We start from the raw sequence: 15,391 nt of genomic DNA on the forward strand, positions 1-15,391 counted from the left end.
GGCCGATGTCCGAGGCGAGGACGCGCCGCATCCGGGTGCGGGTTGAGGGGCTGGTACAGGGCGTGGGGTTCCGGCCGTTCGTGTGCGGTCTGGCCGGTACGTACGGGGTGTCGGGGTTCGTCGGCAACGACCCGGGCGGGGTGTTCATCGAGGCCGAGGGCGAGCCCGGCGTGCTGGAGGCGTTCACCGCCGGGCTGACCGGCAAGGCGCCGCCGCTCGCCCAGGTCGAGCGCGTACGAGTGGAGCCCGCCGAGCCCGTCGGAGAGCCGGGTTTCCGCATCGTGCCCAGCCGGCGTGCCCTGTCCGGCGCGGGGCCCGCTGCGGGCGTGGCGCTGGTGTCGCCGGACGCGGGGACGTGCGCCGCCTGCCTGCGCGAGCTGCGCGACCCCGGTGACCGCCGCTACCGGTACGCGTTCGCCAACTGCACCGACTGCGGGCCGCGCTTCACCATCGTCACCGGCGTGCCGTACGACCGGTGCGCGACGACGATGGCCGGCTTCGCGATGTGCGCCGCCTGCGCGCGCGAGTACGCCGACCCCGCCGACCGGCGCTTCCACGCCCAGCCGGTGTGCTGCCCCGCGTGCGGTCCCGCGCTGCGCGCCCTAGACGCGGACGGCCGGCCGGTGGACGGCGACCCGATCGAGGTGGCGGCCCGGTGGCTGGAGTCGGGGCGGGTCGTGGCCGTCAAGGGGCTGGGCGGCTACCACCTCGCCGTGCTCGCCGCCGACGAGGCCGCCGTGGCCGCGCTGCGGGCACGCAAGCGCCGCGAGCGGCGGCCGTTCGCGGTGATGGCGGCGGACGTCGCGGCGGCGGGGACGCTGATCCACCTGGACCAGGCGGCCGAGCGGCTGCTCACCGGCACGAGCCGCCCGATCGTGCTGGCTCCGCGCCGCCCCGGCGCGCCGGTGGCCGACGCGGTGGCGCCGGGGGCGCGGGATCTCGGGGTGATGCTGCCGTACACGCCGCTGCACCACCTGCTCTCCGACCGCCTGTCCGCGCCGTACGTGCTGACCAGCGGCAACCTCACCGACGAGCCGATCGCCTACCGCGACGAGGAGGCGCTGCGGCGGCTGGCGGGCGTGGCCGACGGCTTCCTCGTGCACGACCGGCGCATCGAGGCCCCCGCGGACGACTCCCTGGTGCGCGCCTTCCGCGGGCGCGCGCTGACGTTGCGCCGGTCCAGAGGGTACGCGCCCGCCCCCATCGCCGTGCCCTGGCGCTTCCCCCGCCACGTGCTGGCCTGCGGCGCCCAGCTCAAGAACACCTTCTGCGTGGCCAAGGGGAACCAGGCGTTCCTGTCGCAGCACATCGGCGACCTGGAGAGCTACGAGACGCTGCGCTGCTTCACCGAGGGCGTCGAGCGCTTCTGCCGGCTCTTCGGCGTACGCCCCGCCGTGGTCGCCCACGACCTGCACCCGGAGTACCTGTCCACCGCGTACGCCCGCGAGCGCGAGGGCGTGGACCTGGTCGGCGTGCAGCACCATCACGCGCACATCGCCTCCTGCCTGGCCGAGCACGGTCACGGCGGGCCGGTCATCGGGGTGGCGTTCGACGGGCTCGGCCTGGGCACCGACGGCACGCTGTGGGGCGGCGAGCTGCTGGTCGCCGACCTCGCCTCCTTCCGGCGGGCGGGGCATCTGGAGACGGTGCCGATGCCGGGCGGCGCGGCGGCGGTGCGGCAGCCGTGGCGGATGGCGGCGGCCTGGCTCGACCGCGTGCACGGGAATGTCCCGGCGTTGACCGAGCGGCATCGGGACCTGTGGCCGGCGGTCGTCCAGATGGCGCGAACGGGGTTGAACGCGCCGCTCACCTCCAGCGCCGGGCGGCTGTTCGACGCGGTCGCGGCGGTCGCGGGCGTCTGCGACGTGATCGGGTACGAGGGGCAGGCGGCCGCCGAGCTTGAGGCCAGGGTGGACGCCGGGGAGCGGGGCGCGTACCCCGTCCGGCTGGTGGCGGGCGACCCTCTGGTCATCGCGGCGGGCGACCTGGTCGCGGCGGCGGCCGAGGACGCCGCGGCGGGGGTGGACGCGGGGCGGATCGCCGCGCGCTTCCATCGCGGGCTGGCCGATGCGGTGGTGCGCGCGGTCGAGGTGCTGGGCGAGGAGACCGGGCTGCGCACGGTGGCGCTGTCCGGCGGTGTCTTCCAGAACATGGTGCTGCTTGAGGCCGTGGTGTCGGGCCTGGAACGCGCGCGCTTCCGGGTGCTGACGCACTCCCGGGTGCCGCCGGGCGACGGCGGCATCGCGCTCGGGCAGGCGGTCGTCGCCGCGGCCGACGACCGCCGTTGATCTTCCCGTACGGCCACAGCGGATCTCCCGTACGGCCCAGCGAGTCTTCTTGTACGGCGTCAGCGAGTCTTCTCTTACAGCGTCAGCAGATGCGCGGCAGCGGGTCGCCGACCAGCATGTCCACGATCCTGGTGCCGCCGAAGGCGGTGTTGAGCAGCACCATCCCGGCCGGTCCAGGCTCGATCGAGCCCACCACCGCCGCGCCCTCGCACACCGGGTGAGCATGCAGTGCCGCCACCGCGGCCTCGGCGTGCTCGCCGTCCACCACGGCCACGAACCTGCCCTCGCACGCCACGTACAGCGGGTCAAGGCCGAGCAGCTCGCAGGCGCCGCTCACGATCGGGCGGACGGGAACGGCGCGCTCGTCCACCGTCACGGCCACGCCCGCGCCGCGCGCGACCTCGTTCAGCACGGTCGCGACCCCGCCCCTGGTGGCGTCGCGCACCATCCGCACCGGTACCGCGTCGAGCAGCGCCGCGACGGCGTCGTGCACGGGCGCGGTGTCGGAGGTCAGGTCCGCCTCGATGTCCAGGTCGCCCCTGGCGATCATGACGGTGATGCCGTGCTCGCCGATCGGCCCCGACACGATCACCGCGTCGCCCGGCCTGACCTGCGGCTCGCCCAGCGTGACCGGCCGATCGAGCACGCCGACGCCGGCCGTGGTGACGTAGCAGCCGTCGGCCTTGCCGCGCTGGACCACCTTGGTGTCGCCGGTGACCACCCGCACCCCGGCCCGCTCGGCGGCGGCGGCCATCGAGGCGGCGATCCTGCGCAGGTCGGCGATCGGGAAGCCCTCCTCCAGGACGAACGCCGCCGACAGCGCCATCGGCCTGGCCCCGCAGACCGCCAGGTCGTTGACGGTGCCGTTGACCGCGAGATCGCCGATGTCGCCGCCGGGGAAGAACAGCGGGGAGACCACGTACGCGTCGGTCGTGAACACCAGCCGGCCGGTGCCGAGGTCGAGCGTCGCGCCGTCGTCCAGCGGCCGCAGCGCCGGGTTGCTGAAGGCGTCCACGAAGACGGCCTCGATCAGCGTCCTTGACGCCTTGCCGCCCGCGCCGTGCGCCAGCGTCACCCGCTCCTCGGTGATCTTCGGCTTGCGGTTGCGGGCACGTTCGATCCGTTCGAGGACTTGCTCCTCGCGGGAGGCGGGCTCGTGACGGCCGGACTCGGCCAGCGCCCGTTCGGCCCACGCCGCCGTGGTGGGGACCCTGTCGCTCATGTGCGGCTCCCCAGGGTCACCGGCACGGGCTCGCGCCTGCGGGTGAAGCGGCCGAAGTTGTAGTACGCGGCGCAGGCGCCCTCCGACGACACCATGCAGGTGCCGATGGGCGTCTCCGGCGTGCAGGCGGTGCCGAACACCTTGCACTCCCACGGCTTCAGCACGCCCTTCAGCACCTCGCCGCACTGGCACGCCTTGGGGTCGGCCACCCGTACGCCAGGCACGGAGAAACGCGTCTCGGCGTCGTAGCGCGCGTACGCCTCCCGCATCCGCAGCGCGGAGTTCGCGATGAAGCCCAGCCCGCGCCACTCGAAGTGCGGCCGCAGCTCCATCACCCGGGAGATGGCCGACAGCGCCCGCCGGTTGCCGTCCCACGGCACCACCCGCGTGTACTGGTTCTCCACCTCGGCCCGGCCGTCGGCGAGCTGTTGCAGCAGCATGTACACCGACTGCAGCACGTCGAGCGGCTCGAACCCCGCGCACACCAGCGGCCTGCCGTAGTCGCGGGCGATGAACTCGTACGGCCGGCAGCCGATGACCGTGGAGACGTGGCCCGGCCCGATGAAGCCGTCGAGGCGCAGGTCCGGCGAGTCCAGGATGGCCTTGATCGCCGGGATGATCGTCACGTGGTTGCAGAAGACCGCGAAGTTGCCGATGCCCTCGGCCTCGGCGCGCAGCACGGTCATCGCCGTGGACGGCGCGGTGGTCTCGAACCCGATGGCCATGAAGACGACCGTGCGGTCCGGGTTCTGCCGGGCGATCTTGAGCGCGTCCAGCGGCGAGTACACCATGCGGACGTCCGCGCCCGCGGCCTTGGCGTCGAAGAACGAGCCCTGCCCGCCGGGCACCCGCATCATGTCGCCGAACGACGTCATGATCACGCCGGGCTCTCGGGCGATGGCGATCGCGTCGTCCACCCGCCCCATCGGGATGACGCAGACCGGGCAGCCGGGGCCGTGCACCAGCGACACCGACTCGGGCAGGTAGTCCTCTAGCCCGTGCTTGTAGATCGTGTGCGTGTGACCGCCGCACACCTCCATGAAGGTGTAGCGCCGTCCGGGCTCGCACAGGTCCCGGATGCGCGCGGCCAGCCTCCTGGCCTCGCCGGCGTCGCGGTACTCATCGACGAACCGCACTGTCCCGCCTCTCAGGTGATGTCGGATTCCGCGAGCGCTTCGAGCTCATCGGTGTACGCCTGCCCGAGACCGCGCAGGAGCTCCAGCGTGGCCGCCGCCTCCCGCTCGTCGATCTTGGACATGGCGAAGCCGACGTGCACGAGCACCCATTCGCCGGGACGTATGCCGTCCTGGTCGACCAGCCCGACGTTGATGACCCGGCGGACGCCCGCGACCTCGACCTTGGCGAGTTCGGGCTGTCCGGGGATGAGTTCGACGATCTCGCCGGGAATGCCCAGGCACATCGGCCGCCTCGTTTCCTTTCACATCCGTCGCATGGTGATGTAGCGCTTGATGGCGGGCAGTTCCCGCCAGACCATCGTGATGATCGCGGCCCCTGCGAACAGGGCCAGCCACTTGCCTAGCTGCCGCATGTCGGCCTTTCACCTCCTCTCGCGCTAGCTGGGTGAGAGGTTCGGCATGCCCGACACGATCGGGTTCTCCTTGCGTGGGCGTACGCCCGTGGAGCGCCGCGCGTCGGCGGTGCCGTCCTTGCGGTGGCCGCGCTGGCGGCGGTAGTTGCCCGTCGCGTTGCCCTGCCGCACGCCTTTGACGTGCGAGGGCGTGTCGGGCTGCACGTCGGGCTCGCCTACGCGAATGCGTGCCATGTCGTCCTCCTCATCGGTCGGGTACGGCTTCATCGAGTTCCGCGAAGAAGGCCGCGATGCGGTCCCAGAGGCGCTGCCCGCCGGACATGCCCGTCCACTCGCGGCGGACCAGCGCGACGAGCCGGTGGCAGTCGTCGATCGGCACCAGCCAGCGCTCGTCCATGCCGCGCACCATCGCGACCAGGAACGCCTCCACCGCCGGGCGCATCGACGCCAGCTCCGCGTGGCGGCTCGCGAGCCGGTCCCAGGCGTCGGCCTCCACCTCCCAGCGGGTGGCGCCGGCCGGGCTCGGGTAGTGCGCGACCACCGTGCCGCCGGAGCCGCGGACGAAGAACGCCAGGCCCACGGGCACGCCCAGCTCGGACGGCGACGGCCCGGCCAGGCGCACCCGCCGATCGGGCACCAGCAGGAACCGCCCCGGCGCGCCCTCTCCATGCTCGAACAGCAGCGCGCAGGCGCGGCAGGCGCACAGCAGCAGGTCCTTACGCTCCTCCAGCAGGTGGGCGTGCTCGCCGGGCAGCGGCTCGCCGCACAGCTCGCATGGCTCGGCGGCCCGCCTGCGGGCGACCGGCCGCTCCATCACCCGCCCGAGCGCGGTCGCGGGACCGGACGTGCAGCCGGATTGGAGGCCGGGCGCTACGCCGGGCGTGAGGCCGGGAGCGGGACCGCTCATGGGGCCGTCCCTGAGGAGGCGGCGGGGTGGCGGGCGAGCGGGCCTGTCTCAGAGGCGGCGGGGCGGCGGGCGAGCGCGTCGAGCGGGATGAACGCCGTCTCCCGCTCCCCCGCAGAACCCTGACCCACGGTCACCCCGTGCAGCACGAACAGGTGCGCGAGCAGCACGTCATCAGCCAGCGACGCGCCCAGCTCGGGCGAGGCCGCGGTGACCCGGTCCACGACGCGGGCGAGCGCCTCCCCGTACACCCCGGCGAGCGTGGCGATCGCGTCGAGCGCCAGCTCGGCGGTGGGCCCCTGGGCCGACTCCAGCTCGTTCAGCAGCTCCTCGAGCAGCTCCAGCCGCCCGGCGACGGCCCGCTCGTCCAGCCTCTCCGGCCGCTGCTCAGTCATGCCCGCCGCCGAACATCGGCGAGTGCAGCTTGCGCACCGTACGCCCCTTGCCGAGGTACATGTGGACACCGCAGGGCAGGCACGGGTCGAAGCTGCGCACCGCCCGCATGATGTCCACGCCCTTGAAGTTCTCGGGCCCGTTCTCCTCGAAGATCGGCATGTCCTGGACGGCGTCCTCGTACGGGCCCGGCGTGCCGTAGTGGTCGCGCGGGCTGCCGTTCCACGGCGTCGGCGGGTACGGGTGATAGTTGGCGATCTTGCCCTTCTCGATCACCAGGTGGTGCGAGAGCACGCCGCGCACCGCCTCGTGGAAGCCCACGCCGATGGCCTGGTCCGGCACGTCGAAGTCCTGGAACACCTTGGTGTCGCCGCTGCGCACCCGCTGCATCGCCCGCTCGATGAAGTACACGGCCATGGCGGCGGCGTACGCGACGAAATAGACGCGGGCGCGGTTGCGCTCGATGGCGTTGGACCACTGCGGGATCCGCCACTCCAGCGTGACCTCGGGCAGCTCGGGCCCCTTCGGCAGGTTGATCTGCACGCTGGAGCCGGTCGACTTCACATACGGCGTGTCCACCAGCCCGGCCAGCGCGGTGGTGTAGAGCCGCGCGAACGGCCCGCCGCCGGTGTCCAGCGCCAGGTGGTCGCCGGTGCGCTGGTCGAACCAGCGCGGGCTCATCACCCAGCTGTACTTGCCGTCGAAGTCCCGCTTCTGCGGGGCGGGCAGCGTGGTCTGGTTCCACGGGTGGCGCATGTCCACCGGGTTGCCGAGCGGGTCGTGGGTGACGAACGGCTCCTCGTTCACCCAGTCCTCGTAGTAGGAGCTGCCGAGCAGGATGCGGATGCCGAGGTTGATGTCGACGAGGTTGGTCGTGATGAGCTCGCCGTCCACGACGATGCCGGGGGTGACGTACATCGCCTTGCCCCACTCGTTCATCGTCTCGTAGCGGTAGTCGACCACGTCGGGGTCCTGGAAGGCGCCCCAGCAGCCGAGCAGCACCCGGCGCCGGCCGACCTCCTCGTAGCCGGGCAGCGCCTGGTAGAAGAAGTCGAAGACGTCGTCGTTGAGCGCCACGGCCTTCTTGATGAAGTCGATGATGTTCATCAGCCGCGACAGGTAGTCGGTGAAGACCGACGGCGACGGCATCGTGCCGACGCCGCCCGGATAGACCGTCGACGGGTGCACGTGCCTGCCCTCCATCAGGCAGAACATCTCGCGCGTGACGCGGCTGACGGTCAGCGCCTCCTTGTACGCCTCGCCCTCGAACGGGTTGAACGCCCGCATGATGTCGGCGATCGTGCGCCTGCCGTGGATGCCGGCGTTCGGCGCGTCGGTGGTCTCGGCCCGCTGCAGCACGCTCGGGTTGGTGCCCTTGACCATCGCCTCGCAGAAGTCGACGAAGACCAGGTTGTCCTGGAAGAGCGTGTGGTCGAACATGTACTCGGCGGCCTCGCCGAGGTTGATGATCCACTCGGCGAGTTTCGGGGTCTTGATCCCGTACGCCATGTTCTGCGCGTAGACCGAGCACGTCGTGTGGTTGTCGCCGCAGATGCCGCAGATGCGGCTGGTGATGAACCCGGCGTCCCGCGGGTCCTTGCCCTTCATGAACACCGAGTAGCCGCGGAACAGCGAGGACGTGCTGTGGCACTCCACCACGCGCTGGTTCTCGAAGTCGATCTTGGTGTAGATGCCGAGGTTGCCGATGATCCTGGTGATCGGGTCCCAGGACATGTCGACGAGCGTCCCCGGCTTGTGCGCTGCTTTCTCCTGCTGCTCGATGGCCATCGGCCGTGCTTTCCTTCCTCGTGCTCGCCGGCGGCTCTACGGGCGCCAGCGCGGGTTGTATCCGCTGGTCAGCGCCTCACGGTTGTGCCGCCACCGGGGCTCTCTGTTGACGGTGTGGTTGGTGAGGCCGCGCATCCTGCGGACGAACGCCCCGTACGGCTTGATCAGGACCGACGACAGGTGGCCGCCGGGCGGCTCGTCCATGAACGGCATGAACTTGTCCGGGAAGCCCGGCATGGTGCAGGCGATGCAGATGCCGCCCACGTTCGGGCAGCCGCCGATCCCCCGCATCCACCCGCGCTTGGGCACGTTGCAGTTGACCACCGGGCCCCAGCAGCCGATCTTCACCTGGCACTTGGGCGAGTTGTAGTCGCGGGCGAAGTCGGCCTGCTCGTAGTAGGCGGCCCGGTCGCAGCCCTCGTGGACGGTCTTGCCGAACAGCCACTGGGGCCGCAGCATCTCGTCGAGCGGGGGCGGCGGCGCGCTGCCCGCGGCGTGGTAGAGCACCCAGGTCAGGGTCTCCATGAAGTTGTCCGGCTGAACCGGGCAGCCGGGGACGTTCACGATCGGCAGCCCGCCGGTCGAGCGGAAGTCCCAGCCGAGGTAGTCGGCCAGGCCCATGCAGCCCGTCGGGTTGCCGGCCATCGCGTGGATGCCGCCGTACGTGGCGCAGGTGCCGATGGCGACCACCGCCCACGCGCGCGGGGCGAGCCGGTCGATCCAGGTGTTCAGGGTGAGCGGCTGGCCGGTCTCCGGGTCGTTGCCGAACGACGTCCAGTAGCCGTCGCCGTTGATCTTCTCGTTGGGCACCGAGCCCTCGATGACGAGGATGAACGGCTCCAGCTCGCCGCGCGCGGCGGCCCTGAACGGCGCCAGGTAGTCCTCGCCGCCGAGGCTCGGCGACAGCACCTTGTTGTGCAGGTGGACCTTGGGCAGGCCGGGAATGTTGCCGTTGACCACGTCCTCGATCGCGGGCTGCGTCGCCGCGGTGATCGAGACGGTGTCACCGTCGCAGCTCATGCCCTCGGATATCCACAGGATGTGCATCTCGTCGTAGCCGGCGGTCGTGCCGCCCTGCTGCTGCGTCTGTGTCATGCGCGCACCTCGCTGGCGTCCTGCTGGTAGGTGATCGACTCGACGACGACCCCGGCGTCGGCCGCGAGCTCGACGTCCACGCCGCCGCAGCGCGGGCAGGCGACGAGCGCGAGCGCGTCGGTCGCGGGCGTACGCGCGCCGCAGCCGCCGCAGCTCACCGCGGGCGGCTCGGTGATCAGCTCGATCCGCGCGTCCTCGGCCGGCGTACCGGCCGCGGCCACGCGGAAGCCCTGCTCGACCACCTCCGGGTCGGCGCGGTGCCCGGCGAACGAGACGCGGACGCGTGCCGCGGCCACCCGCCGTCCCTCCGCCCTGCGCAGCAGCGCCTGGACGATCTCGTCGCACATTCCCGTCTCATGCATCGGCGCGCTCCCTGTCGGCTGCTGGGTCGGCTGCTGGGTCGGCTTCTGGGTCGGCTGGTGGGTCGGCTGGTGGGTCGGCTCGTCGGTGGGCTTCGTCACACGCCAGTGCCGTCACCGCCGCGACCGCGCCTTCGACGGCGGCGGCGACGGGCTCCGACAGGCCCATGACCTCGTCGATGGTCTGGGGGCGGCAGCCCACCAGCAGCACTCTGGGCACCCGGCCGCCCAGCCTGGCGAGCAGGTCGAGCACCGCCTGGGGATGCATGCCGTGCCCGTTCACGGGCGGCGACGTTTCGGGGACGGGCTCGTCGTCGATCTCCAGGACGGCCACGGTGCCGGGCGGTCCGTCGATCTCGACCGCGTCCACCATGATCAGCGTGTCGTACGCGCCGCCGAGCAGCTCGTAGGCCAGGTGGACGCCGCGGATGCCGTAGTCGGCCACCCGTACCGACGCCGGCACGGCCATGGGGTCCATGCGCCGGACCACCTCGACGCCGAACCCGTCGTCGCCAAGGAAGACGTTGCCGATCCCGGCCACCAGCACCCGGTTCATGCGGGCTCACCGTCCAGCGGCTCGGTCTCGTCGGGCGAGAAGTAGCGGTAGCGGCCGTACCACTGGTTCAGCTCGGCCGCCGGGTCGTCCTCCAGCGTCACCGCGAGGTGGGGGGCGCCATCGACGTCCTGCAGCACCGCCTCCACCAGGGCGGTCCTGCCGTCGAGGAACATGTCCTGCGGATCAGAGCCGCGCAGCCTGGGCCGCAGCCGCACCCTGCTGCCCCTGCGCACGATCTTGCCCGCCACTTCGACGGTGTCGCTGTGCGCCTCCGGGTGCCACGAGGGCGCGGGGCTCTGCGGGTCCCTGATCGTGCCGTGCAGGCGGGCCAGGTCCTCCGGGGTCATCGCCTCGACCCGGTCGATGATGGCGGCGGCGCGCGGGTCGGTGGCGCGCGCCTCCCGCTTCTCGGCGTCGGTGAGCGTCAGCGTGCGCAGCGACAGGATCTCGTCGATCTCGGTCGCGTCGTGCAGGTCGCCGGGGCTCTCCGGGGCGACGCGCGGGTTGTCGTAGAGCAGGATCGGCGACGACAGCACCACCTGCTCGCCGCTCAGCACCGGGTACGTCTGCGCGTTCACGCACTTGCCGGCCGCCTCGCACGCCCAGCCGGGCGGGTCGAGCAGCGAGACGAACCGGCCGCCCGGCACGGTGAGCAGCGTGTGGCAGGCGATCAGGGCGTGCGGCAGCGCCTCGTCCCTGGGCGCGTCCCGCGGCGGGCCCAGGGTGGCGTTCTCGGTGCGTACGCGGAGCTTGAACAGGCTCTCCCCCGCGCGCAGCGGCGCGTCCGCGGTCACCTTGCACGGCGTCAGCGAGAGCGTCACCCGGGTGCTCAGCGGCCACTCGCGCCACCGCGTACGCCCTTCGCCGCCGGGCAGCGGGCTGACCGTCTCCGAGCCCGGAATCTTGAGGTTGAGCAGCTTCTCGCCGGCCAGCAGCTCCGCCACGGACGCCGCGACGTCGAGCTCGCGCGGCACCCCCTCGTCGAAGCCCAGCACGTCGCCGACCCGGTCGGCCGCCCGGTGGCCGCCGCCCGGCAGCCGCTCCTCGGGCGTGCGGCGGCGCAGCTGCAGGAACCGGAGCCGGCCCCGTACGGTGGCGCCGGCGGGCGCGACGAGCAGGCACTCCGTCTGCTGCCACCACGACTCCGCCGAACCCGCCACACCGCCGCCCTCAAGGTCGTGCGCCCTCGCCCACGACTCCGGCAGCAGCACGCCGAACTGCCACCTGACCTGGTTCTTCGGCGATGAACGGCGATAGGGATAGAGCAGGTAGCCCTCGTACAGGACGGAGTCCGCCACCGCCAGCGCGGCCCGGAAACCGGGCACGGCGTCGATGTCGTTCGCCTCCACGGGAGTGGCCCCCTTGCTTCCCCTGGTCGTATGTGACTCTTCTCGGTATAGCCACGCCGACCTGGGACAAGTAGGTGAGCCACTCCCCTAGGTGCAGTCCTCACTTAGCGGTTCTTGGTGATCCATCCGGGCGGGAATCGGGGCTTGCGTTCCGAACGCCCGCTCCACCCCAACAGGATTTGGCCACCGCCTTGCCTCGCGGACCGCCTCACAGCCACGTGCGGAGGTCGTCGATGTCGACGAGCGGCAGGCCCCAGCGCAGCGCGGACGCCTCCAGGTCCGCCGCCCCGGCCATGACGCCGTCCGGGCGCATCACCTCGCAGCACACGCCCACCGGCGGCAGGCCCGCGGCCAGGCACAGGGCGACGGTCGACTCGGTGTGCCCGGCGCGCTCGCGCAGCAGGCCCGGCCTGGACGCGATCGGGATGACGTGGCCCGGCGTGACGAAGTCGGCGGGCGTGGCGTCGGGGCGGGCGAGCTGCCGTACGGTCGCGGCGCGCTCGGCGGCGCTGACCCCGGTGCCGGTGGAGGCGGCCAGGTCCACCGGCGCGTGGAAGGCCGTGCCGTGGCGGTCACCCGGGCCGTCCAGCGCCGGGATCTCCAGCCGTTCCAGCACCTCCGGCGCGCAGGGCACGCACGGGTAGCCGTACACCTCGGTCAGCAGGAACGTGAACGCCGCCGGGCGCAGGCCCGCCCCCGCGAAGATCACGTCGCCCTCGGCCTCGCGGGCGGGGTCCCACACCATGACCGCGCCGCCCGCGGCGATCTGGCGTACCGCCTTCTCCACCCCGACCCGGCCCGACAGGTGCCCGGCCCAGCCCAGCGCGGCGACCGCCTTGGCGACGTGCGCGCTCGCCGTGGCGGGCGCGGCCGCCAGCCTGCCCACCATGTCCGACTCCAGGTTGACCCGGTCGCCCACGGACAGCTCGGCCAGCGTCGTCCCGGCGAGCGTGGACGGGATCAGCGCCACCGAGAAGCGGTCCTTGACGACCTCGGCCACGGTCAGGCTCACGCCGTCCACCGCGATCGAGCCCTTCGCCATGACCTTGGCCATGAACCGGTCCGGCGGCCGGATCCACAGCCGCCGCCCCAGCCCGGGATCCTCGTCGGCGCGTACGACCTTGCCGACGCCGTCGACGTGCCCCTGCACCAGATGCCCGTCCAGCGGGTCGCCGACGGTCAGCGGCGTCTCCAGGTTCACCCGCCGCCCGGGCTCCGGCATCTCGTCGAACGTCGTGCGGCGGCGGGTCTCGGTGCTGACCGACATCCTGATCAGCTCGCCCTCGACGTGCTCGGCGGTCAGGCGGATCCCCGCCACGCTCAGCGACCCGCCGGGCGCCAGCCGTCCCGCGCACTTGGGCGCCCTGATGACGACGTCGTTCGCGCCGACGGACTCGATCACGCCGATCTCGTGGATTCTGCCGGTGAACATGCCCTTCCCCTTTCACGCTGGTGTCCGGCCGCGCTCGCGGCCCGATGGCGTCAGGGACCCGATCATCGGAGTCCGAGAAGGGGGCGGGGTATCACCGCATGGCTCCGGAATCACACCGGATCGTTCCTCCGACGGGAGAAACCGGCGGGCTGTCACCGCCACACCTGGCTTTGCACCGCCTTCACGATAACTCCCGCCCCGAGGCCGATGAAGAGGCCACCGCTGCTGCGGAGAGATCGCCAAGGGATGCAGGATGAACCGGACCGGATCTCCCCGGCAGAAGGGCGCAGCTCGTGTCCTCGGGTTATCCGGCCCGCAGGCGGCTGTGGCCGCAAGTGCCCGACGCCATAGCTCTTGGTTATGGCTACAGGTCTTGGACGTGTGCGAGTGTGCGGTCGCATCATCGGGGCCATGATCGCCCGACCGATACCCTCTTTTCCGGCACTCAGGTGGTGGGCGGTGCTGCTGGTTTGCGTACCTCTTCTGATGGTCGCCGCCTGCGGTGCCGGCGCGGCCATCGAGCCATCCCCCACCGTCGCCACGTCCGCCTCTGGGCAGGTGGTGCCGGAGGCGCAGGCGTACGTGGACGCCGTTAACGCCAAGGACCTGGCCGCCCTCGTCGCGTCCTTCGCGCCGGACGGCGAGATCGTGGACGTCTCCCGCAGCATCAAGGGCCACGACGCCATCCGCGCATGGGCCGACCGCGAGGTGATCGGCGGGTCGCTGCGGGTCATCGAGGTCGCCGAGCAGCGGGCCGACGGTCAGAAGCTGCTCGTGTACTGGGCTCCGGCGGGCTCGGACGGCTGGCGCGCCCACTACGACTTCACCGTCGGCGGCGGGCGCATCGTCAAGGCCGACCTGCAGTACGCCTGACCCGCGTCACGCGGAGTCCAGCACCTTCTGGGCATTGGCGTACCGGGTGCGCTGGAGGGTCGCCAGGCGTTCGACCTCCTGCTTGTGCCGCGCGATGACCGCCCGCTGGGCGTCGGCGTACGCGGCGAGCCGGGCGCCGCTGTAATTCACCTGAAGGCGGCAGCGCTCGTCGGCGACGGCCGTGCTGAGCTCGTCCTTCGTCGGCGGCTCGGTGTCACGCCTGCTCGCCCAGCGCGGGTCCGCCTCCGCTTCGGCGGGCATGGCGTAGCGGTGGCCGGCCTCGCGCATGCAGGCGCTCCACGCGGCGTTCGCGGCCTTGATGCGTTCGTCCTGGTACGCGATCTCCGCTGCGTCGTCCATGTAGACGTAGAGCTGCTTGTAGATGTGCGGCTTGGCGGGCGCGACGCCGTCGGGGCCCGGGGCGTCGCCGTTGAGCCTGCGCTGCGCCTCCCCGTCGCACCCCTCGGGCGGCACGGGCTTGCCGCGGAATCTCTTCACCGTTCCGGTCTGCACCGCGTCCTGGCTCGGCGGGATCAGGTAGCCGCGGATTCCGTCCACGGCCGCCGCGACCTCCGCGAGCTGACCGCGCGGGCCGCTGTAGCCGTACGTGCCGACCTGCTTCGCGCCGAGCCAGCCGAGGTAGGAGGCGTTCTTGGGATAGGTGACCGGCCGGGTGTCGTGGGGTTTGAACGGCAGGCCGTAGCGCGACAGGCAGCGCTCGATCAGGTGGTAACGCGCGGTTTGGACGACCGAACGCTCGACCGCGTTCAGGTCGTAGGCGTCCAGCGGGAGGACGAGGTCCTTCGCGCTCGTCACCCGGCGCTCTTGAGGAGGCGCCGGCTCGGTCGAGCAAGCTGCGACGACGACCAGGAGGGCGGCTGAGAGCGTTCGCGGCGGTAAGGGAAGCTTCATGATCAAATTCTCCGGGATCGACGATGGCCGCTGCTCGTGGTCGATGTGAAGGGTCTCCAGCCGGGTGCGGGGGCCGTGGTGATGGTGCCCGCCGGGGTCGGGATACTCGGGCTCAGCGTCGGCTTCTTCTTCGTGCTGACCCCGATGATCAGCGCGGCCGCGCGGGCGCTGCCGCCCGAGCAGGCCGGAGCCGGCCTCGGGATCCTGCAGGGAGCCCAGTTCCTCGGCGCGGGCGCGGGTCCCGCCGTTCTCGGCGTGCTGGTGACGGCGCGGCAGCAGGCCGGTGCGGACGCGCTCAACCCGCTGCACGCCGGGGACGCGGCCGCCGCCTACTCCGATGCCTTCCTGGCCATGGCCGCGATCGCCGTCCTCGCGGTGATCGTCGCGCTCAGGATGCGCCCAGGTCGCGGCGGCGCAGGCCGTACAGACCGAGCACAGTGAGCAGAACGGCGAGCAGCACCAGCCTCGGCTCCCGCGTTACGGCCGGACGATGACCTTGCCCTTCGCGTGGCCCCGGGCGACGTGATCGTACGCCGACGCGGCATCCGCCAGCGGGACGGTGCGGTCGGCGACGATCTCCGCGCCGTTCCGACCGCAAGCGGCTCGTCCACCCCCGACTGGGCGTCATCGAGCTGGACTGCCTGAGCCTCGCTGAGCGAGGACGGCTCCCA

At 72.2% G+C, this 15,391-nt stretch carries 17 protein-coding genes; 3 read left to right on the plus strand and 14 right to left on the minus strand.

Features of this window, described 5'->3' with window-relative positions; all coding sequences use genetic code 11:
* Positions 1 to 5: 5 nt before the first annotated feature.
* Positions 6 to 2,288, plus strand: coding sequence for a carbamoyltransferase HypF (gene hypF / locus AB0K67_RS24255; RefSeq protein WP_364064220.1), 2,283 nt, complete (start codon positions 6 to 8; stop codon positions 2,286 to 2,288).
* A gap of 82 nt (positions 2,289 to 2,370) precedes the next feature.
* On the opposite strand, the gene hypE is transcribed toward hypF, so the two are convergent.
* The 12 genes from hypE to AB0K67_RS24315 all read right to left on the minus strand — a co-directional run bounded on the left by hypE (position 2,371) and on the right by AB0K67_RS24315 (position 12,935).
* On the minus strand, positions 2,371 to 3,510 hold the full coding sequence (hypE, locus tag AB0K67_RS24260) for a hydrogenase expression/formation protein HypE (RefSeq protein ID WP_364064223.1): 1,140 nt from the start codon (positions 3,508 to 3,510) through the stop codon (positions 2,371 to 2,373).
* The gene (gene hypD, locus AB0K67_RS24265) at positions 3,507 to 4,646 is read right to left on the minus strand and encodes a hydrogenase formation protein HypD (protein ID WP_364064226.1); all 1,140 of its coding nucleotides are present in this window, start codon (positions 4,644 to 4,646) and stop codon (positions 3,507 to 3,509) included. The genes hypE and hypD overlap by 4 nt, the downstream gene beginning before the upstream one ends.
* 11 nt (positions 4,647 to 4,657) lie before the next feature.
* On the minus strand, positions 4,658 to 4,930 hold the full coding sequence (locus AB0K67_RS24270) for a HypC/HybG/HupF family hydrogenase formation chaperone (RefSeq protein WP_364064228.1): 273 nt from the start codon (positions 4,928 to 4,930) through the stop codon (positions 4,658 to 4,660).
* Between the two features lie 153 nt (positions 4,931 to 5,083).
* Entirely contained in the window at positions 5,084 to 5,293 is a 210-nt protein-coding gene (locus AB0K67_RS24275; RefSeq protein ID WP_364064231.1) for a hypothetical protein, read from the minus strand.
* Positions 5,294 to 5,303: 10 nt separating this feature from the next.
* Positions 5,304 to 5,966 carry a DUF5947 family protein gene (locus AB0K67_RS24280; RefSeq protein ID WP_364064234.1) on the minus strand — a complete coding sequence of 221 codons (663 nt, stop codon included), beginning with the start codon at positions 5,964 to 5,966 and terminating at the stop codon, positions 5,304 to 5,306.
* Complete coding sequence (locus AB0K67_RS24285; RefSeq protein ID WP_364064237.1) at positions 5,963 to 6,358, minus strand: hypothetical protein; 396 nt, start codon at positions 6,356 to 6,358, stop codon at positions 5,963 to 5,965. The genes AB0K67_RS24280 and AB0K67_RS24285 overlap by 4 nt, the downstream gene beginning before the upstream one ends.
* On the minus strand, positions 6,351 to 8,144 hold the full coding sequence (locus AB0K67_RS24290) for a nickel-dependent hydrogenase large subunit (RefSeq protein ID WP_364064240.1): 1,794 nt from the start codon (positions 8,142 to 8,144) through the stop codon (positions 6,351 to 6,353). The genes AB0K67_RS24285 and AB0K67_RS24290 overlap by 8 nt, the downstream gene beginning before the upstream one ends.
* A 36-nt stretch (positions 8,145 to 8,180) precedes the next feature.
* Complete coding sequence (locus tag AB0K67_RS24295) at positions 8,181 to 9,239, minus strand: hydrogenase expression protein HypE (protein ID WP_364064243.1); 1,059 nt, start codon at positions 9,237 to 9,239, stop codon at positions 8,181 to 8,183.
* Positions 9,236 to 9,700 (minus strand): hydrogenase maturation nickel metallochaperone HypA, encoded by a 465-nt coding sequence (locus tag AB0K67_RS24300; protein WP_364064246.1) that lies wholly within the window; start codon positions 9,698 to 9,700, stop codon positions 9,236 to 9,238. The genes AB0K67_RS24295 and AB0K67_RS24300 overlap by 4 nt, the downstream gene beginning before the upstream one ends.
* A complete protein-coding gene (locus tag AB0K67_RS24305; protein ID WP_364064249.1) occupies positions 9,594 to 10,154 on the minus strand; it encodes a hydrogenase maturation protease in 561 nt (186 codons plus the stop codon). Before AB0K67_RS24305 ends, AB0K67_RS24300 begins: the two co-directional genes overlap by 107 nt.
* Entirely contained in the window at positions 10,151 to 11,503 is a 1,353-nt protein-coding gene (locus AB0K67_RS24310) for a hypothetical protein (RefSeq protein WP_364064251.1), read from the minus strand. The genes AB0K67_RS24305 and AB0K67_RS24310 overlap by 4 nt, the downstream gene beginning before the upstream one ends.
* Positions 11,504 to 11,711: 208 nt before the next feature.
* On the minus strand, positions 11,712 to 12,935 hold the full coding sequence (locus AB0K67_RS24315) for a riboflavin synthase (RefSeq protein WP_364064254.1): 1,224 nt from the start codon (positions 12,933 to 12,935) through the stop codon (positions 11,712 to 11,714).
* A gap of 459 nt (positions 12,936 to 13,394) precedes the next feature.
* On the opposite strand from AB0K67_RS24315, the gene AB0K67_RS24320 reads away from it, so the two are divergent.
* Positions 13,395 to 13,808: a nuclear transport factor 2 family protein gene (locus tag AB0K67_RS24320; protein WP_364064257.1), complete on the plus strand. Its 414-nt coding sequence runs from the start codon at positions 13,395 to 13,397 to the stop codon at positions 13,806 to 13,808.
* A 6-nt stretch (positions 13,809 to 13,814) separates the two neighbouring features.
* On the opposite strand, the gene AB0K67_RS24325 is transcribed toward AB0K67_RS24320, so the two are convergent.
* Positions 13,815 to 14,624 (minus strand): hypothetical protein, encoded by an 810-nt coding sequence (locus tag AB0K67_RS24325; RefSeq protein WP_364064259.1) that lies wholly within the window; start codon positions 14,622 to 14,624, stop codon positions 13,815 to 13,817.
* 132 nt (positions 14,625 to 14,756) lie between these two features.
* Here AB0K67_RS24325 and AB0K67_RS24330 point away from each other — a divergent pair, with 132 nt between their 5' ends.
* Positions 14,757 to 15,161 (plus strand): hypothetical protein, encoded by a 405-nt coding sequence (locus tag AB0K67_RS24330; protein ID WP_364064261.1) that lies wholly within the window; start codon positions 14,757 to 14,759, stop codon positions 15,159 to 15,161.
* Between the two features lie 36 nt (positions 15,162 to 15,197).
* Here the strand turns inward: AB0K67_RS24330 and AB0K67_RS24335 are convergent, their stop codons facing one another.
* Positions 15,198 to 15,296 carry a zinc-binding dehydrogenase gene (locus AB0K67_RS24335; RefSeq protein WP_364064753.1) on the minus strand — a complete coding sequence of 33 codons (99 nt, stop codon included), beginning with the start codon at positions 15,294 to 15,296 and terminating at the stop codon, positions 15,198 to 15,200.
* Positions 15,297 to 15,391 lie beyond the last annotated feature (95 nt).

The organism is Nonomuraea sp. NPDC052634 (assembly GCF_040678535.1).
Lineage (GTDB): Bacteria > Actinomycetota > Actinomycetes > Streptosporangiales > Streptosporangiaceae > Nonomuraea > Nonomuraea fastidiosa.